This window comes from Streptomyces sp. NPDC031466 (assembly GCF_055581265.1).
This window is the reverse complement of record NZ_JBVIJT010000004.1, coordinates 222,872-248,359: the sequence shown is the minus strand read 5'-3', so window position 1 is coordinate 248,359 and position 25,488 is coordinate 222,872. Positions and strand designations below refer to the sequence as shown.

The 25,488-nt window shown below is 72.7% G+C and carries 26 protein-coding genes; 10 read left to right on the top strand and 16 right to left on the bottom strand.

What is annotated here, in order from left to right:
* Nucleotides 1-126: 126 nt before the first annotated feature.
* Nucleotides 127-2,925 (bottom strand): AfsR/SARP family transcriptional regulator, encoded by a 2,799-nt coding sequence (locus ACZ5GP_RS09945; RefSeq protein WP_468750356.1) that lies wholly within the window; start codon nucleotides 2,923-2,925, stop codon nucleotides 127-129.
* A 397-nt stretch (nucleotides 2,926-3,322) separates the two neighbouring features.
* Here ACZ5GP_RS09945 and ACZ5GP_RS09940 point away from each other — a divergent pair, with 397 nt between their 5' ends.
* The 6 genes from ACZ5GP_RS09940 (at nucleotide 3,323) to ACZ5GP_RS09915 (ending at nucleotide 8,089) form a co-directional block, all read left to right on the top strand.
* Complete coding sequence (locus tag ACZ5GP_RS09940; protein ID WP_468750355.1) at nucleotides 3,323-4,564, top strand: cytochrome P450; 1,242 nt, start codon at nucleotides 3,323-3,325, stop codon at nucleotides 4,562-4,564.
* Between the two features lie 53 nt (nucleotides 4,565-4,617).
* Complete coding sequence (locus ACZ5GP_RS09935; protein ID WP_468750354.1) at nucleotides 4,618-5,271, top strand: HAD family hydrolase; 654 nt, start codon at nucleotides 4,618-4,620, stop codon at nucleotides 5,269-5,271.
* Between the two features lie 204 nt (nucleotides 5,272-5,475).
* Nucleotides 5,476-6,318: a SigB/SigF/SigG family RNA polymerase sigma factor gene (locus tag ACZ5GP_RS09930; protein WP_468750353.1), complete on the top strand. Its 843-nt coding sequence runs from the start codon at nucleotides 5,476-5,478 to the stop codon at nucleotides 6,316-6,318.
* Between the two features lie 72 nt (nucleotides 6,319-6,390).
* Nucleotides 6,391-6,651: a hypothetical protein gene (locus ACZ5GP_RS09925; protein ID WP_468750352.1), complete on the top strand. Its 261-nt coding sequence runs from the start codon at nucleotides 6,391-6,393 to the stop codon at nucleotides 6,649-6,651.
* A gap of 57 nt (nucleotides 6,652-6,708) precedes the next feature.
* A complete protein-coding gene (locus tag ACZ5GP_RS09920) occupies nucleotides 6,709-6,963 on the top strand; it encodes a hypothetical protein (RefSeq protein ID WP_468750351.1) in 255 nt (84 codons plus the stop codon).
* A gap of 103 nt (nucleotides 6,964-7,066) precedes the next feature.
* Nucleotides 7,067-8,089 (top strand): PHP domain-containing protein, encoded by a 1,023-nt coding sequence (locus tag ACZ5GP_RS09915; protein ID WP_468750350.1) that lies wholly within the window; start codon nucleotides 7,067-7,069, stop codon nucleotides 8,087-8,089.
* A gap of 38 nt (nucleotides 8,090-8,127) precedes the next feature.
* Here the strand turns inward: ACZ5GP_RS09915 and ACZ5GP_RS09910 are convergent, their stop codons facing one another.
* The 4 genes from ACZ5GP_RS09910 to ACZ5GP_RS09895 all read right to left on the bottom strand — a co-directional run bounded on the left by ACZ5GP_RS09910 (nucleotide 8,128) and on the right by ACZ5GP_RS09895 (nucleotide 12,853).
* Complete coding sequence (locus ACZ5GP_RS09910) at nucleotides 8,128-10,224, bottom strand: xanthine dehydrogenase family protein molybdopterin-binding subunit (protein ID WP_468750349.1); 2,097 nt, start codon at nucleotides 10,222-10,224, stop codon at nucleotides 8,128-8,130.
* Between the two features lie 42 nt (nucleotides 10,225-10,266).
* On the bottom strand, nucleotides 10,267-11,262 hold the full coding sequence (locus ACZ5GP_RS09905) for an FAD binding domain-containing protein (RefSeq protein ID WP_468750348.1): 996 nt from the start codon (nucleotides 11,260-11,262) through the stop codon (nucleotides 10,267-10,269).
* Nucleotides 11,259-11,792, bottom strand: coding sequence for a 2Fe-2S iron-sulfur cluster-binding protein (locus ACZ5GP_RS09900; protein WP_468750347.1), 534 nt, complete (start codon nucleotides 11,790-11,792; stop codon nucleotides 11,259-11,261). Before ACZ5GP_RS09900 ends, ACZ5GP_RS09905 begins: the two co-directional genes overlap by 4 nt.
* A 194-nt stretch (nucleotides 11,793-11,986) precedes the next feature.
* Complete coding sequence (locus ACZ5GP_RS09895; RefSeq protein ID WP_468750346.1) at nucleotides 11,987-12,853, bottom strand: LysR family transcriptional regulator; 867 nt, start codon at nucleotides 12,851-12,853, stop codon at nucleotides 11,987-11,989.
* Between the two features lie 117 nt (nucleotides 12,854-12,970).
* Between ACZ5GP_RS09895 and ACZ5GP_RS09890 the strand changes: the two genes are divergently transcribed.
* Both ACZ5GP_RS09890 and ACZ5GP_RS09885 read left to right on the top strand, forming a co-directional pair.
* Complete coding sequence (locus ACZ5GP_RS09890) at nucleotides 12,971-13,396, top strand: pyridoxamine 5'-phosphate oxidase family protein (protein ID WP_468750345.1); 426 nt, start codon at nucleotides 12,971-12,973, stop codon at nucleotides 13,394-13,396.
* Between the two features lie 109 nt (nucleotides 13,397-13,505).
* On the top strand, nucleotides 13,506-14,057 hold the full coding sequence (locus tag ACZ5GP_RS09885) for a tellurite resistance TerB family protein (RefSeq protein ID WP_468750344.1): 552 nt from the start codon (nucleotides 13,506-13,508) through the stop codon (nucleotides 14,055-14,057).
* Between the two features lie 90 nt (nucleotides 14,058-14,147).
* On the opposite strand, the gene ACZ5GP_RS09880 is transcribed toward ACZ5GP_RS09885, so the two are convergent.
* The 10 genes from ACZ5GP_RS09880 to ACZ5GP_RS09835 all read right to left on the bottom strand — a co-directional run bounded on the left by ACZ5GP_RS09880 (nucleotide 14,148) and on the right by ACZ5GP_RS09835 (nucleotide 21,409).
* Nucleotides 14,148-15,206, bottom strand: a complete 1,059-nt coding sequence (locus ACZ5GP_RS09880; RefSeq protein ID WP_468750343.1) for a vWA domain-containing protein — start codon at nucleotides 15,204-15,206, stop codon at nucleotides 14,148-14,150.
* A gap of 236 nt (nucleotides 15,207-15,442) precedes the next feature.
* Nucleotides 15,443-15,706, bottom strand: a complete 264-nt coding sequence (locus tag ACZ5GP_RS09875) for a hypothetical protein (protein ID WP_468750342.1) — start codon at nucleotides 15,704-15,706, stop codon at nucleotides 15,443-15,445.
* A 384-nt stretch (nucleotides 15,707-16,090) separates the two neighbouring features.
* On the bottom strand, nucleotides 16,091-16,504 hold the full coding sequence (locus tag ACZ5GP_RS09870; RefSeq protein ID WP_468750341.1) for an ATP-binding protein: 414 nt from the start codon (nucleotides 16,502-16,504) through the stop codon (nucleotides 16,091-16,093).
* A 134-nt stretch (nucleotides 16,505-16,638) separates the two neighbouring features.
* On the bottom strand, nucleotides 16,639-17,334 hold the full coding sequence (locus ACZ5GP_RS09865; RefSeq protein WP_468750340.1) for a ribonuclease H family protein: 696 nt from the start codon (nucleotides 17,332-17,334) through the stop codon (nucleotides 16,639-16,641).
* A 43-nt stretch (nucleotides 17,335-17,377) separates the two neighbouring features.
* On the bottom strand, nucleotides 17,378-18,436 hold the full coding sequence (locus tag ACZ5GP_RS09860; RefSeq protein WP_468750339.1) for a serine hydrolase domain-containing protein: 1,059 nt from the start codon (nucleotides 18,434-18,436) through the stop codon (nucleotides 17,378-17,380).
* Between the two features lie 41 nt (nucleotides 18,437-18,477).
* Nucleotides 18,478-19,410, bottom strand: coding sequence for a DUF6895 family protein (locus ACZ5GP_RS09855; protein WP_468750338.1), 933 nt, complete (start codon nucleotides 19,408-19,410; stop codon nucleotides 18,478-18,480).
* Entirely contained in the window at nucleotides 19,407-20,240 is an 834-nt protein-coding gene (locus ACZ5GP_RS09850; RefSeq protein ID WP_468750337.1) for a hypothetical protein, read from the bottom strand. The genes ACZ5GP_RS09855 and ACZ5GP_RS09850 overlap by 4 nt, the downstream gene beginning before the upstream one ends.
* Nucleotides 20,237-20,419, bottom strand: a complete 183-nt coding sequence (locus tag ACZ5GP_RS09845; RefSeq protein WP_468750336.1) for a hypothetical protein — start codon at nucleotides 20,417-20,419, stop codon at nucleotides 20,237-20,239. Before ACZ5GP_RS09845 ends, ACZ5GP_RS09850 begins: the two co-directional genes overlap by 4 nt.
* A 570-nt stretch (nucleotides 20,420-20,989) precedes the next feature.
* A complete protein-coding gene (locus ACZ5GP_RS09840) occupies nucleotides 20,990-21,145 on the bottom strand; it encodes a DUF6131 family protein (protein WP_468750335.1) in 156 nt (51 codons plus the stop codon).
* Nucleotides 21,146-21,280: 135 nt separating this feature from the next.
* Nucleotides 21,281-21,409, bottom strand: coding sequence for an LPFR motif small protein (locus ACZ5GP_RS09835; protein WP_468750334.1), 129 nt, complete (start codon nucleotides 21,407-21,409; stop codon nucleotides 21,281-21,283).
* A gap of 287 nt (nucleotides 21,410-21,696) precedes the next feature.
* Here ACZ5GP_RS09835 and ACZ5GP_RS09830 point away from each other — a divergent pair, with 287 nt between their 5' ends.
* The gene (locus ACZ5GP_RS09830; protein ID WP_468750333.1) at nucleotides 21,697-21,924 is read left to right on the top strand and encodes a DUF5133 domain-containing protein; all 228 of its coding nucleotides are present in this window, start codon (nucleotides 21,697-21,699) and stop codon (nucleotides 21,922-21,924) included.
* A 291-nt stretch (nucleotides 21,925-22,215) separates the two neighbouring features.
* Nucleotides 22,216-24,435 (top strand): catalase, encoded by a 2,220-nt coding sequence (locus ACZ5GP_RS09825; protein WP_468750332.1) that lies wholly within the window; start codon nucleotides 22,216-22,218, stop codon nucleotides 24,433-24,435.
* 27 nt (nucleotides 24,436-24,462) lie between these two features.
* Here the strand turns inward: ACZ5GP_RS09825 and ACZ5GP_RS09820 are convergent, their stop codons facing one another.
* On the bottom strand, nucleotides 24,463-25,452 hold the full coding sequence (locus tag ACZ5GP_RS09820; RefSeq protein ID WP_468750331.1) for an SDR family oxidoreductase: 990 nt from the start codon (nucleotides 25,450-25,452) through the stop codon (nucleotides 24,463-24,465).
* Nucleotides 25,453-25,488 lie beyond the last annotated feature (36 nt).

Genomic DNA, 25,488 nt, shown 5'->3' with positions numbered 1-25,488 from the left:
GCGGGGCGCCGCACCCGGCCCGGGTCATCGAGGTCGGTGACGTTCCCGGCGGCGGGCCGACACGGCGATCACCGCGGCCGTCGTACCTGAGACCTCCCCGGCCGTCGTCCACGCGGCGCCGCCCCCTCACGTACGAGCCATGAGCCGCACCATCGCCGTGTCGTACCGCGCCTGGAGCCCCGCGTCCGCCGAGACCCGCAGCAGCGCCCCGAGGGCACGCACGGCGCCGTCGTCGTAGCCGCACGACTCCGCCTCGGCCGCCGCGTTCTCCAGGCGCCGGATGCCCTCGGTCTCGTCGCCCATGCCCAGCAGCGCCTCTCCGACGGCTGTCAGCAGCAGCACTCGGGTCGCCGCCGAGGTTTCCGAGGGGGAGTCGAGGTCGAGCGCGGCGAGGGCCGTCTCGTGCGCCGCCTGCCACTCCCGGGCCTCCAGCCGGTGCCGGGCGAGGTGGCCGAGGGCGAGGCGTTCGGTGTGCCGGTCGCCGACGCTGTGCGCCAGCTCCGCCGCGAGCGCGCACCCCTCGGCCGCCTCGTCGGGGCCGCCGAGCGCCGCCTGGGCCAGCGACAGGTTGATCAGCGCGGTCGCCTCGGCGCGCGTGTCCCGCGCCCGCGCGGCGAGCACGGGCGCGGCCTCCAGGTGGACGAGCGCCTCTGCGACCCGGCCCTCCTCGGTGAGCACCCATCCGAGCAGGGCCAGGACCCGTGACTCGGCCCGGGCGTCCCCGTCGGCCCGGGCCGCCTCAAGTGCCGTACGCAGCAGGGGAGCCCACCCGTCCCGCACCCGCCACACGATCTGCGGCCACATCCCGAGGACGAGCCGCCACGTCCTGCCGTGCAGTCCCGCCGAGTCCGCGGCGGCGGCCGCCAGCGTCAGGTCGTCGCGTTCGGCCGCGTACCAGGCCATGGCCTGTTCCCGGTCCGTGAACTCCCGCACGGCCCGCGGTGGATGGAAGTCGTCGGGCAGGGTGAAGCATGACTCGTCGCCCGGTTCGGCGGCGTCCGCGGCGGCCAGGGCCGTGGCCACGGTCAGGTCGAGCACCCGCCGCAGGGCGTCGGTGTCCGCGTCCAGGCCGCGTGCGTACAGCCGTACGAGGTCGTGCAGGGCCCAGCGGTCGGGACCGGCGCGCACCACGAGGTGGGCGGCGGTGAGCTTGTCCAGCGCGGCCTCGGCGGTCGCCGGGTCGGTGTCCGCGAGCGCAGCCGCCGCGTAGTGGTCGACGTGCGTCCCCGGGTGGCGGCCGAGGTGGGCGAACTGCCGGGCGGCGCTCGCCGGCAGCCGCCCCACGGTGAGCCGCAGGGCGGCGCGGACACCGGTGTCCTCCACGTCCAGGAGGCTCAGCCTGCGCGACTCGTCGGACAGTTCGGCGCACATCACGCTCAGCGGTGCCTCCGGCTGGTCCGCCAGCCTGGCGGCGGCCACCCGCAGCGCCAGCGGCAGCCCGCCGCACAGTTCCGCGAGGCGTCGCGCGGCCACTTCCTCCGCGAGGACCCGCTCGGTGCCGAGGACCGCCGCGAGCAGGGCGGTGCTGTCCTCCGGTTCGAGTACGTCCACCGGTACGGGGCGCGCGGCGTCGGAGGCGATCAGGCCGCGCAGGCGGTAACGGCTCGTGACCACGGTGACGCAGCGGGCGCCGCCCGGCAGCAACTCCCTGACCTGCTCGGACGCCCGCGCGTTGTCGAGGACGACCAGCAGCTGACGCTCGCCGGCCAGGGAACGGAAGAGCGCGGACGCGGCGCCTTCCGACTCCGGGATCCGGCGCGGCGCGACCCCGAGGGCCAGCAGGAACTCGCGCAGCACCTCCAGGAGCGCGGGCTCACCGGTGTCGCTGAACCCCCGCAGGTCGGCGTAGAGGAGGCCGCCGGGGAACTGCCCCCGGTTGCGGTGGGCCCAGTGCGTCACGAGCGCCGTCTTGCCCACGCCCGCCGGCCCGGTGACCAGACAGACCGGCGCCTCACCGGCGGCGGCGCGGGACAGCGCGGTGAGTTCGGCGGCCCGCCCGTGGAAACCACGGGGCATGCGCGGCAGCAGATCGACCGTGCCGGACGGCGACGAGGGGGCGGGCGCGTGCGCCGCGACCGGCGCGGCCAGGGGAGCGGCGGCCGGCGACGGGGCGGGAGCGGGCGCGGCGCCAGACGCCGGGCGCCGCCCCGCCGAGCTGGGCGAACGGTCGTCCTCGGCGTCCTCACCGGTCCCCTGGAGAGCGGCCGCGTACGCGTCGGCCAGCTCCCGGCCCGGATCGACGCCCAGCTCGTCGGCGAGCACGCGGCGGGTCCGGTGGAACCAGTCGAGCGCCTCCGTCCGGCGCCCCGCCCGCTGGAGCGCCCTCATCAGCGCGGCGGACAGCGACTCGCGCAGCGGGTGGACACTGGCCTCCGCGCGCAGCACGGCGGCGGCCCGGGCGTGCTCGCCCATCCGGGCGTAGGCCTCGGCCAGCGACTCCACGGATGCCAGCCGCAGCTCCTCCAGCGCCTGGGCGGCGGCCTGCAACGGCTGGCTCGGGTACGCGCCGGTCAGCGCGGGACCCTGCCACAGCGACAGCGCCTCCTGATACATCGCCACGGCGTCGGCGGGCGCCCGCTGACCACGGGCCAGCGTCACCAGCTCCTCGAAGCGGTGGGCGTCCAGCAGCGACTCCGGCATCCGCAGCACGTACGCCGTGCCCTGGGTGACCAGCTCGACGCCGAACATCTCGGCCTCCGCCTCGGCGAGCAGGACCCTCAGCCGCGACACGTGTCCCTGGATGACGCCGCGAGCGCGCGCGGGCGGCTCCTGGTCCCACAGCGCCGCCGCCAACTGGTCCACCGGGACCGGGTGGTTGGGCCTGAGCAACAGCGCGGCGAGCAGACTGCGGCGCTTGGCGGGTCCCAGTGGCACCACGCCGACCTCGGTGGCCACGGACACAGCTCCGAGCAGCCGGAACTCCACTGATGCAACTCCTCTGCGGGAAAAGAGCCAGATTACCGGAGTCGCACACCCGTCCCGCAGTCGGCGGCCACCCGGGCAGGGCGCCCGGCCGATGGTCCCGGGGCGCCCGCGTGACTCTCCTGCGGCCCCTCCCCGGTACCGCCGACTGCAGCCGATTCGCCCTGCTTACGATCTCTTCGCTCTGGTTCACGTGAGCTTCCTGGGGCACCCGACGACAGTGATCCGCCGATCATCGAAATCCTGATCGACGGAGCGCCGCAGACCGAGCCGGACGCCGGCCGGGGAAATGCACGCGGGTCCTGGTTCGGTCAGGATGCGGGGAGAGCCACCACTCCGTACTTCTCGGCCGCCGCCCCCGCACTCCACGGCCCGCGTCCCCGCCCCACAGGAGGACCTCATGCTGGACCACACGCTGCCGCTGCTCACCAAGGGCTACGCGTGGCTCCCCGACCTGAGCCGCCGCGAGGGCCCCGGGCCCGTACGCACCCGCCTGCTCGGCAAGCCCGTCATCGCGCTGCGCGGCCCGGCGGCCGTCACCTTCTTCTACGACGAGAACCACGTCCGCCGCCGAACGGCCCTGCCCGAACCGGTCCTGAGCACGCTCTTCGGCAAGGGCGCGGTGCACACCCTCGACGGCGACGAGCACCGCACGCGCAAGGCCCTGTTCATGTCGGTGCTCCAGGACCCGGCGGGCGTCGCCGCGCTGGCCGAGCGCGTCGCCGACGAGTGGGAACGCTCCAGCAAGGAGTGGATCGGCCGCGCCCAGGTGACGTTGTTCGACGAAGTGAGCGTGCTGATCACCCGGGCCGTCTGCGCCTGGGCCGGCGTCCCCCTGACGGAGCACCCGGACGACGAAGCACGGCAGACCGCCCACGACCTGGTGACCATGGTCGACGGATTCGCCACCGCCGGCCCCCGTCACTGGCGGGCCAGGCGCGCCCGGCAGCGCCAGGAGCAGCGGCTGGCCCGCCTGATCGAGGACATCCGCTCGGCCGACCTCGCCCCGTCGGATGGCGGTGGGGCGGCTCCCTCCGTGGTGGCGGCCGTGGCCGCTCACCGCGAGGCGGACGGACAGTTCCTCGACCCCCGCACCGCCGCCGTCGAACTCCTCAACGTCCTGCGGCCCACGGTCGCCGTCACCTGGTTCACGGTCTTCGGCGCGCACGCGCTGCACCGCCACCCCGCGCTGCGGGAGCGCCTCGCCACGGAAGGCGAGGACTACGCCCGCGCCTTCGCCCACGAGGTGCGGCGCTTCTACCCCTTCGCGCCGTTCGTCGCGGGCCTCGCCCCCGCCGACCTGGAGTGGCAGGGAGAGCCGATCGCCGAGGGCACCATGGTCCTGCTCGACCTCTACGGACAGAACCACGACCCGCAGCTGTGGGAAGCGCCCTACACGTTCGACCCCGAGCGCTTCACCGGCCGCGAACCCGGCCGCGACGAACTCGTCCCGCAGGGCGGCGGCGAGGCCGGCCAGGGACACCGCTGCCCCGGCGAGGACGTCACCCTGGCGGTGCTGACCGCACTGCTCCCGCGCCTCGCCCGGCTGGACCACCACGTCCCCGAGCAGGACCTGCGCATCCCCTTGAACAGGATGCCGACCAGGCCGCGCAGCGGCTTCGTCATCACGGACGTGCGCTGAGCCCCCATCAGGACCGGCAACCGACACACACAGAGAGGGAACGGTGGAAAGCCATGGCGCGTGCCGCGCTGTTCGACGTCGACGGAACGCTCGCCGACACCAACCACCTGCATGTGACGACCTGGTGGGAAGCGTTCCGCCAAGCGGGCCACGACGTCGCCATGCACGACATCCACCACGCCATCGGCCTCGGGTCCGGCGACCTCATCGCCCATCTGCTCGGCGAGGGCCGCGACCGTGACCGCGACGAGGAGATCAGCGCCGCACACAGCACCCTGTACGGCACGTACTTCGACCGGCTGCCCGCGCTCGACGGCGCCCGTGACCTCCTGCACGCCTGCCACGACCGCGGCCTGCGCATCGTCCTCGCGACCTCGGCGGGCGGCGCGGAACTGGGCGCGCTGCGCCGGGCCATCGACGCCGACGACGTCATCGCGGGCATCGCGAGCGCGGACGACGTCTCCTCGGGAAAGCCCGCTCCCGAACCCGTCCACCACGCCCTGGACATCGCCGGGTGCACTCCGCGGGACGCCCTGTTCGTGGGTGACACCGTCTGGGACATGCGGGCGGCGGCCCGCGCGGGCGTACGGAGCATCGCGCTGCTCTCGGGCGGCATCCCCCGCGCCGACCTGGAGGCGGCCGGCGCCTCCGCCGTCTACGCGGACCCCGCCGACCTGCTGAGCCACTTGGACGGCGAGGTCGGCTGAGCCGGCCGGCCACTGCGTCTTCCCTGCGCGCACCTGCGCGCAGGGAAGGCTGTTTGGCCCTGGATCCGAAGGGCAGGCGGATAACGTGCTTCGGACCGGAGGCGCGTTCGCGGGAGCGGTGTGTTCACTCCCGGGATGCCTGTCGCCGGGGCGCCCCGTTTCTCGCGGTCACTGTTGGCGGCACCGCTGAGGAGCGACATACTGATGCTTACCGACCTCACCGCATACTCCGCCCGGCGTCGCAGGACGACCCGGCACTCCCACAACGACGCCCCGGACACCGCGGCGGACTTCGTCCGGCTCGCCTCCCTCCAGGACGGCCCCGAGCGCGAACTCCTCTGCGAGGAGATCGTCGAGGCATGGCTGCCCATGGCGCACCGGATCGCCGGCCGGTTCCGGAACAAGGGCGAAAGCATCGAGGACCTGCAACAGGTCGCGGCGATGGGCCTGGTCAAGGCCGTCAACCGGTACGAGCCCGGGCGCGGCGCCTTCGAGAGCTACGCCGTGCCCACCATCACCGGCGAACTGCGCCGCCACTTCCGCGACCGCATGTGGGACGTGCGCGTCCCCCGACGCGTGCAGGAACTGCGGAACAAGGTGCGCGTCGCACGCCGTGAACTGCTCGACATGCCCGGCAGCGGCACCGGCCGCGAGCCCGGCATCCCCGACATCGCCCGGCACGCCGGACTCACCGAGGACGAGGTGCGCGACGGCATGGAGGCCATGGAGGGCTACAGCGCCCTGTCGCTGGACGCCGAGATCTCCGCCGCCGACCCCGACGGCTTCAGCCTCGCCGACACCCTGGGCGCCCCCGACCCCGCGTACGACTGCATCACCGACCGCGAGGCGGCCAAGGCGGGCCTGCGCCAACTGCCGGAGCGCGAGCGCACCATCTTGTACCTGCGTTTCTTCGAGGACATGACGCAGAGCCGCATCGCGGAGGAGCTGGGCATCTCGCAGATGCACGTCTCCCGCCTGATCAGCCGCAGCTGCGCCCGCGTCCGCGCCGAGGCCGGCTACGGCACCGAGCACGCCCAGGCCGCGTGAGCGCCCCGCGCCGCCGCCCCCGCACCGGTCGTGGGGAGATTGGACGGCGCGAGACCAGGGAACGCGTGACCCATGTCGCCTGATCACACGCACGCCCCCGTACTGGAAGCCCTCACCGAATACCGCGGCAAGGGCGGGCTCGGCTTCACCCCGAGCGCCCGGATCACCCACGGCGACGACCAGGAGACGACCGGCGCGCTGCTGACGGCCCTGCGTGAACTGGCCCACGCCGCGCCGAAGCTGCGCCATCTGCGCAGCGGCGCGGCGGCCGGGAGGAACCTCCCCGACGCCAAGGACAGCGAACCGAACACCGTGCGCGTGGTCGCAGAATGAGCGGCCCCACTACCACCCGTGAAGTCGAGAAAGCACCGAAGGAACGGAGCACAACCCATGGTCGAGCGTAATCCCGCGTCCCCGGGCGAGGACGGCCCGCCCATCCCCAGGGACCTCCCGGACCAGCAGGCCTCGGGCGACAACAAGGACCCCTGGGAGCTCGACATCGAGGTGGACGGCCCAGGAGACGAGGAGAAGGGCGCCGGCGACGACGTCCCCGACACGGACGAGGCCGGAACCGGCCGGCGCGGCACGTCCGACGACGACGCGTCCCCCTCCGACGATCCGCCACCGGAGGAGCCCACCGCCTGAGACCCCCGGAACGGGCCCGCTCGCCGTGCCCCGCGGCCCGTCATGGGCGAGGCTGGAGGAACACGTACACCCGCCGGCACGAGAGCGGCGGCCGGAGGTGCCGATGGACCCCGTGGCGGCGTTGGAGCGGATCGCCTTCCTGCTGGAGCGCGGCCGCGCCCCGACCTACCGCGTGCGTGCTTTTCGCACCGCGGCCTCGGTGGTCGGGGCGCTGGCCGACGGCGAGGCCGCCCGGCGCGCCGCCGACGGCACCCTGGAGTCCCTGAAAGGGGTCGGGCCCAAGACCGCAGGCGTGGTCCGCGAAGCCCTCGCCGGCGAGGTGCCGGGCTACCTGCGGCGCCTCGAAGAAGAGGCGCGGGACCCGCTCACCGAAGGCGGCGCCGAACTGCGCGCACTGCTGCGCGGCGACTGCCACCTGCACTCCGACTGGTCGGACGGCGGCAGCCCCATCGAGGAGATGGGCCGGGCGGCCCGGGCACTGGGTCACGAGTGGGCCGTGCTCACCGACCACTCGCCGCGCCTGACCATCGCCCGCGGCCTGTCACCGGAGCGACTGCGCGAACAACTGGACGTCGTGGCCGACCTCAACACCCGCTGGGCACCCTTCCGGCTGCTCACCGGCATCGAATGCGACATCCTCGACGACGGCACCCTCGACCAGGAGCCCGAACTCCTCGACCGCCTGGACCTGGTGGTCGTCTCGGTGCACTCCAAACTCCGCATGGACGCCGCCGCGATGACCCGCCGCATGGTCGCCGCCGTCAGCAACCCCCGCGCGGACGTGCTCGGACACTGCACCGGGCGACTCGTCACCGGTCGCGGCAGGCCGGAATCCCACTTCGACGCCGACGAGGTGTTCGCCGCGTGCGCGGCGGCGGGCACGGCCGTGGAGATCAACAGCCGCCCGGAGCGCCTCGATCCGCCGCGCCGGCTGCTGCGCCGCGCCGTCGACGCAGGCGTCCTGTTCTCCGTGGACACCGACGCGCACGCCCCGGGCCAGCTGGACTGGCAGATCATCGGATGCGCGCGGGCCGAGGAGTGCGGGGTGCCCGCCGAACGCGTGGTGACGACGTGGACGGCGGACGAACTGCTGGCCTGGACCCGGGAGAACCGGGCCAGGCCCTGACCCGGCAGGCGAGCCGACACGCCACCGGAACGCCCGCGTCAGCCGAGGCCCTCCAGCACCCGGTCCGGCGTGAGAGGCAGCTCCCGCAGCCGTACGCCGGTCGCGTGGTGCACGGCGTTGCCGATGGCCGCGGCCGTCCCGACGATGCCGATCTCCCCGATCCCCTTGCTGCCCATGGGGTTCAGATGGGGGTCGTCCTCGTCGATCCAGTGCGCCTCGATCGCGGGCACGTCCGCGTGCGCCGGCACGTGGTACGAGGCGAGGTCGCACTCCGCGAAGTCGCCGAACGCCGCGTCCATCGTGCTGCTCTCCGTCAACGCCATCCCCAGACCCATCGTCATCGCGCCGACGAACTGCGAACGCGCCGTCCGGGCGTTGAGGATGCGCCCCGCCGCGTAGACGCCCAGCAGCCGGCGCACCCGCACCTCGCCGGTCACCTTGTCCACGCCGACCTCGGCGAAGTGCGCGCCGAAGGCGTGCCGCGCGTAGTCGCTGTCCGCGTCCGCGGTGCCCGCCGTGTCGGCCGTGGCGCCCACCCCCTCCGGCGGCAGCTCCTGCCCCCGCTGCCCGGACAGGCGTGCGGCCAGCCGCGTACACGCCTCATGGACGGCCCAGCCCCACGACGCCGTCCCCGAGGAGCCGCCCGCCAGCGGCGCCGAGGGCAGGTCGCTGCTGCCGATGTCCGTCCGCACCCGGTCCACCGGCACGGCCAGGGCGTCGGCGGCGACCTGGGCGAGCACGGTACGGGCACCCGTACCGATGTCGGTGGCGTTGACGCGCACCACGAAACTGCCGTCCGGATGGGCGTGCGCGCTCGCCCGGCTCGGCGAGGCGAGCACCGGATACGTCGCGGAGGCGACGCCGCTGCCCACCAGCCAGGGTCCCTCGGTGCGGGAGCGGGGCCGCGGATCGCGTTCGGCCCAGCCGAAGCGCCGGGCGCCCTCGCGCAGGCACTCGGCGAGGTGACGGCTGCTGAAGGGCTTGCCGCTGTCGGGCTCGGTCCGGGTGTCGTTGCGCAGTCGCAGCTCGATGGGATCGATACCGAGGCGTACGGCGAGTTCGTCCATCGCCGACTCCAGCGCGTACATGCCGGGCGCCTCACCGGGCGCCCGCATCCAGGACGGGCTCGGCACGTCGAGTGGCAGGACCCGATGCGTGGTGCGGGCGTGCGGCGAGGCGTACATGACGCGCGTGGCGGCGGCCGCCGTCTCCACGAACTCCTTGATGCGGGAGCTGTACGAGGTCACCTCGTGGATCACGGACGTCAGTCTGCCGTCCGCCTCCGCGCCAAGCCGCACCCGCTGGACGGTCGGCGAGCGGTGCCCCACCACCGTCGCCAACTGCCGGCGCGGCAGGGAGAGCTTCACCGGCCTTCCCGTCACCCGCGCGGCCATGGCGGCGAGCACCACATGGGGGCGGGGCGTGCCCTTGGAACCGAAGCCGCCGCCGACGTGCTCGGAGACGACCGTGATCCGCTCCTCGGGCAGCGCGAACATGCCCGCCAGGGTGTCGCGCACCGTGGTGGCGCCCTGGCTGGAGTCGTGGACGGTCAGCCGCCCGTCGTCCCACCGCGCGGTCGCCGCGTGCGGCTCCATGGGGTGGTTGTGCAGCGGCGGTACGCGGTAGACGGCGTCGACGCGCACCCGGGCGGCGTCGAACGCGCCGTCGGCGTCCCCCCGCACATGCTCCCCGGAGGTGCCGTCGCTGTCCTCGGGGACGTAGGCGTCGGGGTGCCGCGCGCTCAGGGTGACCTCGTGCGGCTCCTCGGCGTAGCCGACCCGGAGGGCGGCGGCGCCCTCGCGGGCCGCCTCCAGCGTCTCGGCGACGACGAGCGCGACGTACCAGCCGCGGTGCGGCACACGGTCGTTCTGCAGCACCGCGAGCGTCGCGTCGTCCGGCTCCACCAGGCGGGGCGCGTTCAGATGGCTGAGGACGTCGATGACCCCGGGCAGGGCCAGGGCGGCCGCGTCGTCGACGACGGTGACCTTGCCGCGCGCCACCGTGGCCGGCACCGGCCAGGCGTAGGCGCAGCCGTCGGGCGTGTGCTCGGCGGCGTAACGGGCGGTCCCGGTCACCTTGGCGGGGCCTTCCCTGCGCTCGGTGGGCGCCCCGAGAGCGCTGCTGGTGTCCGGCATGGGGTGTTCTCCCTGGAGGGCGGGGGGTGAGCGGGGCCGAGGTCAGGAAACGAGGGACGCGCCGGCCAGGCGCCGCAGGACGTCGCACGCGAGATTGCGGGCCAGGGGCACCTTGAAGGCGTTGTCCCGCAGCGGCTCGGCGGCGGCCAGCTCGGCGTCGACGGCCCGCCGGAACGCTTCGTCGGACGGCGCGCCGCCCACCAGCTCCCGCTCGGCGCGCCGCGCACGCCAGGGCCGGTGCGCGAGGCCCCCGAACGCGATCCGCACCTCGCGCACGACGGAGTCCTCGATGCCCAGGACCACGGCCACGGAGGCGAGCGCGAAGGCGTACGAGGCACGGTCACGGGCCTTGCGGTAGGCGGCGGGCAGCCCCGCGGTCGCGGGCGGCAGCAGGACACCGGTGATCAGCTCGCCGTGTTTGAGCTCCGTCTCCACGTCGGGACGCACGCCGGGCAGCCGGTGGAACTCGGCGGCGGGCACGGCCCGCCGGCCGCCCGCGCCGTACAGCTCCACCTCGGCGTCCAGCGCGGCCAGCGCCACCGCCATGTCGGAGGGGTGCGTGGCGATGCACTGCGAGGAGTGGCCGAGGACCGCGTGGTCGCGGTGGACGCCGTCCCGCGCCGCGCAGCCACTGCCCGGCTCCCGCTTGTTGCACGGCTTGCCGAGGTCCTGGAAGTAGGGGCAGCGGGTGCGCTGGAGCAGGTTGCCGCCGGTCGTGGCCATGTTGCGCAGCTGGCCGGACGCGCCCGCGAGCAGCGCCTGGGACAGCACCGGATGGCGGGCGCGCACCAGGGGGTGGGCGGCCAGGTCGCTATTGCGCACCGTCGCCCCGACGCGCAGGGAACCGTCGGACAGTTCCTCGACCGCGTCCAGGGGCAGCGCGCTGATGTCGACCAGCGTCCGAGGCCGCTCCACGCCCAGCTTCATCAGGTCGACGAGATTGGTGCCGCCGCCCAGATAGCGGGATTCGGGGCGGCCCGCGTGGGCCGCGGCCGCCTCTTCGACGCTGTGGGCGCGCACGTACCTGAAGGACTTCACCGGGCCACGTCCTCCACTGCCTCGACGATGTGCGGATAGGCGCCGCACCGGCACAGGTTGCCGCTCAGCCGCTCACAGATCTCGTCCCGGGTCAGCTCGACGGGCGAACCGGGCTCCAGGGCGGGGTCCGTGACGTGCGAGGGGTGACCGGCGTCGGCCTCCGCGAGGGCACCGACGGCCGAGCAGAGCTGCCCCGGCGTGCAGTACCCGCACTGGAAGGCGTCGCGCTCCACGAAGGCCCGCTGCAGGGGGTGCGTCCCCTCGCCGTCGGGGGAGCGCAGCCCCTCGACGGTGGTGATGTGACGCCCCTCGTGGGCGATGGCGAGCAGCAGACAGCTGTTCGCGCGCCGCCCGTCGACGAGGACGGTGCAGGCACCGCACTGGCCGTGGTCGCAGCCCTTCTTGGCGCCGGTCAGGTCCAGCCGCTCGCGCAGGACGTCCAGCAGCGTCGAGCGGTGGTCGACGGTGAGGCGGCGGGACTCGCCGTTCACCGTCAGGCGCACTTCCGAATGGAACACTTCGGTTCCCATGAGGCTCTGCTCCCTCGTCGCACATGGTCCATGCGGTGACCGCTTGTCCAGCCTGAGTCAGAACACACGTCCCGGCATGCCGGGACTCCCTGGGATCGCGTGCCGCACGGCCGTGTCGGCCCGCGCGCGCTCCTGGCCGCGGTCCGCTCATCCGGCCGTGCCCACTACGCCGTTGGAGGGAGTACGGATCGGGTTCACACGCCGTCCGCCGCGATGATCTCGCGTACGACCGCCAACAGGTCCCCGATCGCCGGATGCTGCCCCGGCCCGTCGCGCCAGGCCAGCACGAGCGGCACGGGCGGGGCGTCGGCGAGCGGGCGGTGGACCAACGAGGGGTGCGCGTGCCGGCTCGGGGTCGCCGACGTGGAGACCCCTACGGCGCGCCCGGCGGCGATGGCCATGAGCCACTCGTCGGTGTTGGCGACCTCTACGGTCGCCACCGGCCGGGCCGAGGGCGGCCACAGCTCCGGCGTCGTGGTGCCGGAGACGCTGTTCAGGGCGATCGGGTGGGCGGCGAGGTCCGCCAGGGTGACCCGGGGGAGGGCGGCCAGCGCACTGTCCGCCGGCATGACCGCGACCCGCGCCTCGCTCAGCAGCAGCTCCGTACGCAGTCCGGGTGCGGTGACCGGGCCCCGCAGCAGGGCCGCGTCGACCTTGCCCCGCGTGAGGCCCGCCGTGCGGTCGTCGACGCGCAGCAGCTCCAGCGGGACGCCGGGCCGGGTCTCGTCCCAGCGGCGCAGCAAGGCGACGGTGTGGTCGCCGAGCGCCGCCCAGGTGTGCCCCAGCTTCAGTGGCCATGTGCTCGGACCGCCGGGGTCGAGGGCGGTCTCGACGGCGGAGAGCGCCACGGCGGCCTTGTCCCGGAACGTGCGGCCCCGCGCGGTCAGTTCCAGATGGTGCGTGGAGCGGTCCACGAGGCGGGCCCCGAGGTGGTCCTCCAGCTGGCGCAGGGTCCGGGAGAGCGCGGGCTGGCTCAGATGGAGGCGGGCGGCGGCACGGGTGACGTTCCCCTCCTCGGCGATGGCGAGGAACGCGCGCAAGTGGCGCAGCTCGATGGTCATGCCTCAGGAGCATAACCGCGGGCCCCCGACACGACGGGGCAGGCGGAATACGTGTCCTGGGCACCGCAGTTGAGGACCATGTCGAAAGCCCCTGGCCGTACCGTCGAAGGAGACCCCATGCCCCTCAGCGTCGAAGAGCGTGAGCAGTTCCTGGCCGAACCGCGCATCGGAGCGCTGGCGGTGGCCGCGCAGGACGGGCGCGCCCCGCTCACCCTCCCGATCTGGTACCAGTACACCCCCGGCGGCGAGCTGTGGGTGATGACCGGACGCCACTCCAAGAAGGGCCGGCTGATCGCCGCAGCGGGACGCTTCTCGCTGATGGTCGACCGCCTGGAGCCGACCGTCCGCTACGTCTCCGTCGAGGGCCCCGTGGTCCGCAGCGAGGACGCCACCATCGAGAAACTGCGGGAGATCAGCGCCCGTTACCTCGCCGCCGACAAGGTGGAGAAGTACGTCGAGTTCGCATCCCGGGACCACGGCGAACAGGCCGTCTACTACCTGCGGCCCGAGCACTGGTACTCCTCCGACCTGGGCTCGATCTGACCCGCCCGGACCCACTGCCCGAGGTGGAACTTCGAGGTGCCCGAAGTCGTTGCCAGGGGGACGCGCGGAACACGCGCGGCCAGGCGAACGCGTAACCGAGGTGGCACGGATGGCGATGTGGGACCGGCTCAAGGACCAGGCCAAGGGTCTGCAGCAGCAGGCGCAGGGGGCGCGGGGCTCCAGCGGCCACGGACGGCCCGGGTCGGGGTCCGGCGGCGGATCGAAGGCTCAGCTCGTCGGCGTGCTCAAGTCCCAGCTGGCCTCCCTCAAGACGGAGCTGAAGAGCGGTGCCTACCGCGACGCCAGCATGGCCATGTGCGCCCTGGTCGCCGCGGCCGACGGGTCCGTCGACCCGGCCGAGCGCCAGCACGTGGAGTCGCTGATCCTGCAGAACGACGTCCTGCGGAACTTCCCGCCGGAGCAGCTGCGCCAGCGGTTCAACAAGCACGTCGACCAGCTGACGGTCGACTTCCAGCAGGGCAGGACAGCGGCCATGCAGGAGATCGCCAAGGCGGCGAAGAAGCCGATGGAGGCCAAGGCCGTCGTCCAGACCGGCTTCGTCGTCGCCGGCGCGGACGGGTACATCGCCCCGGCCGAGGAGCAGGTCCTGCGCGAGGCGTGCGCGGCGCTCGGAGTCTCCCCGCAGGAGTTCGGTCTCTGACGCCCGTCGCGCACCACGGACCGGGGCCCGCACCGTAAGGTGCGGGCCCCGGTCCGTGTCATGGCGGGAGCACCCTTCAGCGGCGACGACTCACAGCATGATGAGCAGACGCGTGTTCGGCTTGAGTTTCCTGTTCACCGAACGGCTCTGCACATAGACCTCCAGCTTGGGATTGTTGCCCGCCTTCACCGAGACGGTCCCCTGGATACCCGACCCGAACAGAAGGCTGCGCGCGGCGTCACCGGTATAGGCGCGGTCGGTTTCCTTTTCCACCACGATGACTTCCTTGTTCGGCTGGACCTGCGCCCGTGCGCCCAACTGGTAGTAACAAGAGCCGCGTTCATAGGTCACGCCCGGATGTGAATCGACGAAGGGGCGGATCTCGACCTCCTTGTCGACCTTCAGCAGCCGGTACATGTTCGCCGGAACGGGTTCGAGATTCGCCCGCACGTCGTCGATGGATATGTCCTGGCCGACGGCGAACAGATTCTTCGTGCCCCGCACACCCTGTTCGCGGGCCCGGAGGAAACTGGTGGCGGCGGCGCGCACGGTGCCGATCGCCTCCTCGACGCCCTCCTGGGAGTCCGCGTCCCAGATGGCGATGTTGCCGGCCGGGAAGCCGTAGTTCTGCGCGGTCCGCTTGGCCAGGGAGTTCGGCACGAGGATCGCGGAGGTCCAGTGCTCGGGCAGGCCGCCCATCTTCGCCGCGATCCTGTCGAGCCAGGGACCGAGGATGGCCATGTCGCCGTCGTGCCGCCTGTCGCCGCCGGAGGCGTTCTCCTCGCCGTCCGTCACCACGATCTGCAGGAAACTGTGCTCCCCGTATTCCTCCCAGATGTGGCCCAGGTCGTCCAGGGATTTCAGGGAGGCCTCGATAAGAGCCGTCGCCCCGTTGTTGACCCGATACAGGCCCCGCATGGACGGCAGGTGTTTCACGTCCATGTCCCACACCAGGTTCTCCACCCGGTGGTCGAAGGAGTAGAGGCTGATACGCGTCTCGTGGCCGAGGCTGTCCGATTCGGCCTTCAATCCCGCGACGAACTCGTCCACGACCCGCACGAGTTGATCCTGATGCGGACGCATGGAACCCGAACAGTCCACTACCAGCGCGACGTGATTCACCTTGTGCTGAATCCTGTTGGCAGACATGCTGACGCTCCCCCTTCGCCGAGGCTTTCCGAGTGATTTCACTCTATGGGGAGGCACTGACAACGGCCCTTGGCCGCCACCCCGCCCCGACGTGCGGCGCCCCCACCCTCCGTATGAGCCCCTTCCACCTCCCAAGCGGCCGGGGTGCCGGATCCGTCCAACGTGACGGGCGGCACCCCGGGCCGTCATGAGGGACACTCGCCACCCGCTCCGATGCGGCCCCTCGCCGGGAGGCCTTACTTTCCGCCGGCCGCCAACATGCCGCGCTGAGCGATGTCCAGGCCCGTCTTGGCGGTGGTGAGACCGGTCTTCGTGCCCTTCATGACCTCCTGCGTGGTGCCGGAGGGGTCCGCCAGCGTGTCGGCGACGACCTTGCCCACGTTGTTGTTCTTCACGGGCGCGTCATGGACGGCGGACGAGGAGGCGTCGGCCTGTCCCGCCATGGCGAGGGCGGCGGCGGCAAGGGTCAGTACGGTGATGGTTCGCTTCTGATTGCTCATGACTTCTCAAACGGCCGGGCGAGGACGAGGATGCGTCCGCGTCGGCGATACGCCGCACGATTCCGCCATCGGGGGGAACGGCGCGCCCGCCGGAACCTCCGCCACCTCCGAGGAACGCACGGGAAAGTCCTCGACGTCAGGTGTGAGCGCCCGCGCGGCGGGCAGGCGACGGGTGCAGGGGTGACAACCTCACGGCGCCGTCGAATGGTCAGTGTCAGTGGACGGCGCCTCCTGCAAGCTGAGCGGCCGCGCCTTCGTGGGACAGGGCAGCGGCCGCTCATGCACGCCATCACCCCCCCCGCGGTCGCCCGGGGAAGGCGGCGACGGAGACTCCCGATCACGCCCGCGCGCTGCGGGGACCCGGCGGGTCGGCCCCGCCGGGCGTTACCTCGCCAGTACGGCGCAGATGGTCTTGCCGGTCGGGCCGAGGGTGACATCCACGGTCCGGGCGAGATTGCGCACCATGGGCCAGCCGAATCCGCCGGTTCCGCCCGCGAGGTCGGGGGTCCGCTCCTGGGGCGGTCGGGGATCCGCGTCGGAGACGGTGATCGCTATGGTGTCGGGCCGCTCCTGGAGCCGCAGCGAACACAGGGCTCCGCGGGCATGGCGCACGACGTTCGTGATGAGCTCGGAGACGACGAGTTCGATGCTCGCGGCGGTCTGCTCACCCACCGCAGGAGCCAGCCCGGCGAGGAACCCGCGTGTGAGGTCCCGTGCGTCGGTGACCGCTTGGGGCTCCTTGTCGAAGGTGGCCGTGCCAGACGGCCCGTCATCGAGCCGCATCTGCTGCGTTCGCATGACCCTCCTTCCTCCGGTTACTCCTGTGTGATGGCTGTTCGAGTGGAACACCTGCCCGCAAAGCGGCAGGTTTAATGCGTCCCTGATGCCTCGGATGCGGCGGTTGCCGAACCGTTGCAATGGCGTCGACGGTGTCAGTCGTCGGCATCCCGGCACTCCACGTGGCCCCAGCCGTGCGGGTTCTTCGCGATCTTCTCGCCGGCGGCGTACGGCTTCTGGCAGTGGCAGCGGCCGGGGAACTTCGCCTTGATGACCGGGCCGCCCGCGCCCGTCTTCTTCGTGCGCGCGGCGGTCTTCCTGGGGGCGTGGCCCGCGGGGGAGGCGGTCATGCGCTCGGCACGCGGTTCGGGGATCCCCGGCGCGCCGTGGGCGGTGCCCGCGGGCTGCTGGCTCGTCGCGGCGTCGCTGGCCGCCACGTCCGCGATCGCGTTCAGGTGGTCACCGTCCACGCGGTGGGCGGCCACGTGCCGGAACGTCACGTCACGGCCCTGCAGCAGGGCGTCGATGCGTACGACGAGATCCTTGTTGGCGACCGGCTTCTTCGCCGCGGTCAGCCAGCCGTTGCGTTTCCAGGAGGCGATCCACTTGGTGACCGCGTTCATCGCGTACTGACTGTCCATCCGCACCTCGAGCGGCACGGCCGGGTCGGTGGCCTCCAGGAGTTCGGCCAACGCGGTCAGCTCGGCCACGTTGTTGGTGGAGTGACCGAGCGGTCCCGCCTCCCAGCGACGCGGGGTGCCGTCGGCGTCGGCGACCACCCAGGCCCAGGCCGCGGGCCCGGGATTCTTCTTCGCCGCGCCGTCACAGGCGGCAATGATCAAGTCAGACATCCTCCGATGATTTCATCCCGCTGTCCGCTGCCGGAACGCCGGATCACTCTTCCGCCTGGGCGAGCGTCCACAGGCCCGTATAAGCCCGCTGGATGAACCCGCCGGTCAGGGCGGGGTTCGTATTGGCGAGCGCGGCGAGGCAGACGCGACGCTGCGGGCTGAAGCCGGCGAAGGCGGTGAAGCCCCTGGTGCCTCCGGAGTGCTGGTAGAGGTCCCGGTCGGCCCGGGGCCGGACGTTCCACACCAGGGCGATACGTCTTTCGGTGCGCGGCACCGCGACGCGGGGCACCGTGACGTCGGCGAGCGCGGCCCGCAGCGTGCGGGGGACGCCCGGGGGCACGGCGCCGGGGTCGAGGAGGGCGTCCAGGAGGGTGAGCAGGTCACGGGCGCTGGAGCGGCAGGCTCCCGCACCCGGCATGGCCCCCATCTGCCAGGCGGGGCGCGCCCTGCCGTGCCAGTACCCGGTGGCCTGCGGCTGATCGGTCAGACAGCTGGTACGGGTCAGCCCGAGCGGGTCCAGCACCCGGGCGGCGAGCAGCGGGGCGAAGGAGCCGCCGGGCCCGTGGGCGGCGCGGGCCAGCAGGTCGCCGAGGAGGCCGACGCCGAAGTTGGAGTACCGCACGCGTGTGCCGGGTGCGGGGTGCGGCCGCGTGCGGGCGAGGGCGTGACGCAGCGCTTCGGGGGAGTAGCCGGCGTACGGATTGCTGAACCAGGAGGGCACGGCGCCGCGCAGGAAGCCGGGGGGAAGCCGCGGCAGTCCCGAGGTGTGGGTCGCCAGGTGCAGCAGGGTGATGGGGGAGCCCCGCAGGTGCGGCGCCGCGCCACGCGGCAGGAACCGGGAGATGGGGTCGTCGTGGGCGACCTCGCCGCGCGCGACCATCTCGGCCAGGAGCAGGGCGGTGAACGTCTTGGTGAGCGAGCCGATCTCGAACCGGGTGTCGGGGCCGGCCGGCGCTCCACCGCGCAGCGCGCTGTCGCCGGTGGCGAGAAGCGCGCGCTCCTCGCCGCGCCGGACGGCCAGCACCACGGCGCTCGCACCAGGGGCGGCGTCTCGCAGTTCGGCGAGCAGGTCGGCGGCCCAGGGGGGAGGGGCGGCGGCCACGGGGCGCTCGCCACTCCCGGCGGACGGGGGCACGGCCGGGCTCACCGCGGCGTCGCCGTCCCTCCCAGGGTGCGGGAGACCGTGAGGCTGCCGGCGACCGCGGCCACCACGGCGGTGTGCTGGTGGTCGGTGAACCGCCGGTCCGGGTCGTCGGTGACCGGTCCGCCGTCGCGGGGCACGAGGCCGTCGGCGTGCTGTACCCGCGCGAGCCGCTCCCAGTCGGCCGGCTCGCAGAAGGGCTCCTTGAGGCAGCACCCGACGATCATCAGCTCGGCCATCAGGTCCCACTGCTCGATCTCGGCCCAGATGTCGATCCACACGGGCAGCCATGTGCGGACGTACGCGGCGAGGTCGTCGGGCAGCCCCGTCGGCGCACCGCCCCAGTCGGTGAGGTGGAAGACGGTATGGGTGACGCAGTAGCCGGTCATCCAGTCGATCAGCCAGGGCTCGGGGGTGCCGCCCAGCCAGGTGGCACGGGTCAGCGCCGGCCAGTCGTACGAGCTGCCCCGCGGGTCGAGGCCGATGACGCGAGCCGCGTTCGCGACGGCCAGTCTGCGGTTGGGCATCAGCTCGGCGGCCCGGACCGAGCGCAGGGAGGTGGTGTGGGCGAGCAGCCGGTCGAGGGCCTCGTGGCGCAGACCGCAGCGGGCGAACGGGGCGTACGCCTCCAGGGGGTCGGTCAGCAGCGAGTACCGCAGCAGGCGCTCGTACAGCATGTCGCCGTCGCCGAACTGGCTCCAACAGAAGCTCATCAGCTCGCGTGCCATGGTCAGTTCGGTGCTTCCGGCGGCCGACTCGCGCAGCACGAGGGAGGCGGCGAGCGCGGTCTCGCCGAGGGGTTTGTAGACGCTGTCGGGGTCGCCGAGGTCGGCGGTGGTGTCAGCGGGCAGCGCGCCGCGCTCGCGGTGGGTGTACAGCCAGGACAGGGCCTGGGTGCTCACCTGATGCGCGGTCTGGGTCACGGACGCCGTCACGGATCCTCCAGTGCGAGCAGGCGCCCCGAGATCGCCACGTCGAGCGCGAGGCGCGGCCCCCCGCCGAGCAGGCGCAGGTGCGCGACCAGGGGAGCGGCTTCGAGGGGCAGGGACACGCCCTCGGCGCCCAGCAGGGCGAGCCAGCGCGTGATGCGGGCGGCGGTGGGGAAGTCCCGGCGCAGCACGGACCGGGTGGCGCCGCGCGCGAGGGCGAGCGGGGCGGCGCGGGCGGCGTCGTGCACGGGGCCGCCGAGCCCCGGCAGGGCGAGGGGGGAGAGCTGGCCCATGCGGACGGACCAGCGCTGCCAGCTGGAGTCGGACCCTGGGCGGCCGAGACCGTCGCCGGGAAGGTCCGGAGCCTCGGAGAGCACGGGCGATCCGGCCGGTTCAGGGGCTCCTGAGGGTTGCGGGGCGAGGGGGCCGGCGTCGGGGCCCGTACCGGCACCGACGGGTCCGGCCGCGGCGGATGGATCGGTGAAGCGGGCCAGGAGTGTGGCGGTGGCCCAGTCCCGCCAGGCGGTGAGCCAGGGTTCCGGGGCCCCTTCCGGCGGTGCGGGAGGCGGGCTCACCGCCGCCGGGAAGACGGCGAACGACTGGGTGAGGGCTGCCGCGTCCTGCGGGTGGAACACCGCGTTGCCCAGAACGTACGGGGCGAAGAGGTCGGCGCCGAGCACGCGGAGCCCGGCGAGGGCTGCCTTGGGGTCGTCGGCGTGTTCGACGTGCTGGGCGACCATGGCCGTGCCCTCAATGCCCCGGAGGACATCAAGGACACGAAGAGCCAGGTCAGCCGCGGACGCCGCATACGCGGTCTGCGACTGATCGGGACTCACTTGCCCTTCGGCTCCTTCGGCTCCTCGGGGGACAGGAGCAGCAGCGCCAGGAGGACGGCTGAGGCCTCCGGTGTGTAGATCGGCGCGTCGCTCACCATCGCCTCGGGCTCGATCATGGTCGTGCCGAGTGCCGAGGCATCTGTCGGAGTGACGAGAAGTGGCGTTTCCTGAGCAAGCATGTTGCCTCCTCAATTGAATACGTCGTCACCATGTCCGGTGACGCCCACCCTCGGCCCAGTTTAGGGCAATAGGTCAGTAATGTCTGTTTAGTTCGCAACAAACTGGTCTTCGGAGAAGCGCTTCAGCCCTGTTCCCGCCGCTGTGCATGAGCCGATATGCGCCGCCGCCTACCCACAAGTGGTCGGGCACGGAGGGCAGTTGAGGGGAGCGGTGTACGGGGTGACATTCGCGTGAACCCCTGTGCGCCGCTGTCGCGTCAACGCCCCTACCGCGTAGGGAAGTTGGAGGCGCAGGAGAAGCGCGAACGACGGGCGCATGAGATTTGACGGAGTGTCAGGATCGCTGCGGCGCGTGGGGTTTGGCGCGGGCGCCTTCAGGTGGTCGCCACGCCTTGTCCGCAGGAGTGGTCGCCTCGCCCTGTCCACAGTGGCTGTCCCAGGACATGACAGAGCCGGCGATCCGTTCGGGGAACGGTTCGCCGGCTGGGGGGAGCGGCGCTGACACGGCCTTGCCGCGGGCCGGTGGCTCAGCGCCGCCGACCCGCGGTCACAGAAGGTGCCGGGCCGCCACTACCAGTAGTGTCGCCGACCGCCGACGGCGTGGCCGACGGAGCCGAGCACCCACAGGGCAACACCGATGACGACCAAGATGACGCCGATGGTCCACAGAATGGATACACCGGTCACCAGACCGATAACTAGCAGAATGACGCCGAGTGCGATCATTGGATCCTCCGACCCTCTGAATTATTTCCAAGTATGCGCCTGGTGAGCCCTCCGCGACAGTTGCGGACCGATCCCGTCGCGCAGGCGTGGCGACGGTGCGGAAGTTACCGCTGTGACCTGGGTGCGGCCCTGTCGTCAGTGGCGACCGTGAGCAGTGTGGGAAGCGCCGCCGAAGAGCCGCGCGACGGCCCGGAACGGAAGCGTGACCACCGTGGCGATGGCTCCGCCGATGGCGCGGAAAATGTCTGCGATGGCCTTCAGCATGTCAGGGCCTCCATGGTCTGTTTCACCGGCGACTGGCTAATTGCTGAGCGCCGTATTGCTGTTCCTACCGGTTGCCCTGCGAGCGACATCGAAAACACCTGCGTTACTCGCGGTGGCCGCCGCGGCCCGCCCTGGCTCGGCCCCGGGGCAGGGCGGGTAAAGGACATCTCACGAGCCCGCCCGAAATTGTGTGAATACCACCGGCCCCTTGGGGCACAAGGGGGCAGCCGAACGGCGCTTCCCGCACCAGGACCGCGATACCTCGCATCGGACGGAAGGATCACCCCGTGCTCAGGCCCCACCCCTCCTTCGTGCACGCCCTGCTCGAGAATCACGCGACGCTGAGAGAGCTCCAGGCCAAGGAGGACTCCGCCGAAGTCCGTCGACAGCTCGACGACGTCGCCTACACCCTCTGCGTCTCCACCGGTACGCGCACTCTCGACGCGGCCATCGCGGCGGCCAGGGCCCAGCTCGCCGGAGTGGCCTCCCAGGACGACTCCAGCCTGGCCGCCTGAGCCGGTCACCATCGGGCGCGCGCTCCGCCCGCCCCAGGAATTCCGTTTCGCCCCGTGGCCCTCGGGAACACGGGGCGGCAGGCGCAGCAGGCGGCACCCGGACCGTGCCGCCGTCCACCCTCTCTCGTCCCGCGGCCTCTTCCCCACAACGGGCGACCCGTCGGACACGGCGCCTGTGCCACTGGGCGGCTCCCGCCGCAGGGGCACGGCTGGACGGGCGAACGTCCTGTTTGGGCGGGCCCCGCCGAGGCCATGGCTGTGACACCCCCCTCCCTCACTTCTGGAGCGACCATGAGCGACGAGCACCGCAACGACATCCCCGGAGCACCGGCCCCCCAGCCCCCGACGGTCGCCGAGCCCACCGAGCCGCACGAACCCCTGCCGCCCAAGCCCGACCAGGAGAGCCCGGAAGCGGTCTCCCCGACGGGCAAGCCCACCGGCGCCCCCGCCTCCGCGCGGGCCCAGAGCGGCGCCTACCTGACCACGGCGCAGGGCGCCCGCCTGTACGAGACGGACCACTCGCTCAAGGCCGGCGCCCGCGGGCCGGTCCTGCTCCAGGACCACCACCTGCGCGAGAAGATCACGCACTTCGACCACGAACGCATCCCCGAGCGAGTGGTCCACGCCCGCGGAGCGGCGGCCCACGGCATCTTCAAGGGGTACGGGACGGCGGCGAACGTCACCAAGGCGGCTTTCCTCGCCAAGGACGCCGAGACACCCGTCTTTGTACGGTTCTCCACGGTCCTCGGCTCCCGTGGCTCCTCGGACACGGTCCGCGACACCCGGGGATTCGCCACCAAGTTCTACACCGAGGAAGGCACCTTCGACCTCGTCGGCAACAACATCCCGGTCTTCTTCATCCAGGACGCCATCAAGTTCCCCGACATCATCCACGCGGGCAAGCCGCACCCCGACCGGGAGATTCCGCAGGCCCAGAGCGCGCACGACACCTTCTGGGACTTCGTGACCCTCCACACGGAAGCGGCCCACCACACGCTGTGGAACATGTCGGACCGCGGCATCCCCCGCTCCTACCGCATGATGGAAGGCTTCGGGGTCCACACCTTCCGGCTCGTGAACAGCGAGGGCGCCACCACCCTCGTCAAGTTCCACTGGAAGCCGAAGCTCGGCGTGCACTCCCTGACCTGGGAAGAAGCCCAGATCACCAACGGCATGGACCCCGACTTCCACCGCCGTGACCTCGCCGACGCCATCGAGGCGGGCGCCTTCCCGCAGTGGGAACTGGGCATCCAGGTCTTCCCCGACAACCCCGAGCAGAGCTTCCAGGGCATCGACCTGCTGGACCCCACCAACCTCGTTCCCGAGGAACTCGCGCCCGTACAGCCGATCGGGCTGCTCACCCTGAACGCGAACCCGACCAACTACTTCGCCGAGACCGAGCAGGTCGCCTTCCACCCCGGCCATCTCGTCCCGGGCATCGACATCACCGACGACCCGCTGCTCACCGGCCGCCTCTTCTCGTACCTGGACACGCAGATCAGCCGGCTCGGCGGCCCCAACTTCGGCCAGCTGCCCATCAACCGCACCCACGCGCCGGTCAACGACATGCTGCGCGACGGCATGCACCAGACCGCCGTCCACGCCGGCACCGCCCCCTATCGGCCCAACTCCCTCGACGGCGGCTGCCCCTTCCTGGCGGGCGCGGACAACGGTGCCTTCGTCGAGGTGCCCGTCGACGTACCGGCCGCGAAGAAGGTCAGGCAGGCCCCGGCCTCCTTCGCCGACCACTTCAGCCAGCCCCGGCTCTTCTGGCGCTCCATGACGCCCGTCGAGCAGGAGCACATCATCGCCGCGTACACCTTCGAGCTGAGCAAGTGCTACGAGCAGGCCATCAAGGAACGGGCGCTCCAGGTCCTCGCCAACATCGACACCGAGCTGTGCCGGCAGGTCGCCACCGGCCTCGGCCTGCCCGCGCCGCAGCCGACCGAGAACCTGGCCGACCCCGAGCCCAGCCCCGCCCTGTCCCAGGTCGGCGGGACCTGGCCCGTGGAGGGCCGGATCATCGGCATCGTCACGGACGGGGAGAGTGACCTCGACGGGCTGCGCTCGGTGCGCCGCGCCGTGCTCGACGCGGGCATGGTGCCGCTCATCGTCGCGCCCACCGGCGGTGAACTGGCCGCGGGCAAGGAGCCGATCGCGGTCCAGCGGACGTTCGCCAACGCCCGGTCCGTCGAGTTCGACGCGCTCCTGATCGCCGGGGCCCCGGCGCCGGGGGCCGACGCGTACGGAGCCAGGGACGCCAAGGCCGGTGAACCGACGGGCACCGGGACCGCCGTGGACCCGCGCATCCTGCTGATGGCGGCCGAGGCCTTCCGCCACGGCAAGGCGATCGCCGGCTGGGCCGGGGCGGACGCGGCGCTCCAAGCGGCCGGCATCACCGACGCGGCACCGGGTGTCGTCCTCGCCGGCAGCGGCGTGGAGGCGCTGGAGCAAGTGGTCGGACTCCTGGGCCGGCACCGCGTCTGGGACCGCTTCCCGGCGGCCGTCTGACCCACCCCCTGGGGCGGACCCGGACGGCTACGCCCGTCCGGGTCCGCCCCAGGCGCGTCGGCCCATCGCGAGAACGACCCCGGCGGCCAGGGTCACGGTACCCAGCCTCCGGACCGCCGTGCGCCTGCGTCCGTGCCACCCGCCGCCCACCGAACCGGCCCGGGAGAGCGGACGCAGCACATTGCCCGAGGTGGGTGCGGCGCTCTCCTCGCGCGAGAGGTGGGAGCGGTCCATCTGGTGTGCCAGGAGCCGCTCCACGAGTGCGGGCGCCACTTTCGACTGGATCCCGAGCAGCCGGCCGGCCGGACCGACGTACACCTCCCGGCGGGGCCGGCGGGCCAGCCGGAACACCGTCCGTGCCGCGCGCTCGGCCGTGTACACGGGCGCCATGGGAAGCACCTTGCGGCCCGAATAGTTGGCGGCGCTCTCGAAGAACGGCGTGTCCATGGTCGCGGGCAGCACCGTGCACACATGGACACCGCGCTGCCCCGCCAGCCGCATCTCCTGGCGCAGACTGCCGCCCAGCGCCCGGACCGCCGCCTTCGAGACGACGTAGGGGATGTTGTACGGCACCACGCCGGCCCCGACCACCGAGGAGACGTTGACCAGGGTGCCGCCGCCCTGCTCGCACATCATGCCGAGCGCGGCGCGGGCGCCGTGCGCGCAGCCCAGGACGTCGACGTCGAGGACCCGCCGGAAGACCTCCGGGGGAACCTCCTGGAGCGATCCGAAGGCGGCCACCGCAGCGTTGTTGACCCACACGTCGATCCGTCCGTACGCGGCGACGGCCCGCCGGGCGAGCCGGTCGACCGCCTCCGCATCCGTCACGTCCGTGGGAACGACGAGGGCCCGTGCGCCCCGGTGCTTCCGGCACCCGGCGGCGACCTCCGCCAACTCGGCGGCCCGCCGCGCGGCGAGCACCACCGCCCAGCCCCGGGAGGCGAACCGCAGGGCACAGGCCCTCCCGACACCGCTCGACGCCCCGGTGATGACCACGACCTTGCCCTGTTGCGCCACGAGACCGGCTCCTTCCCTGCCGCGTTCCACGCAGGC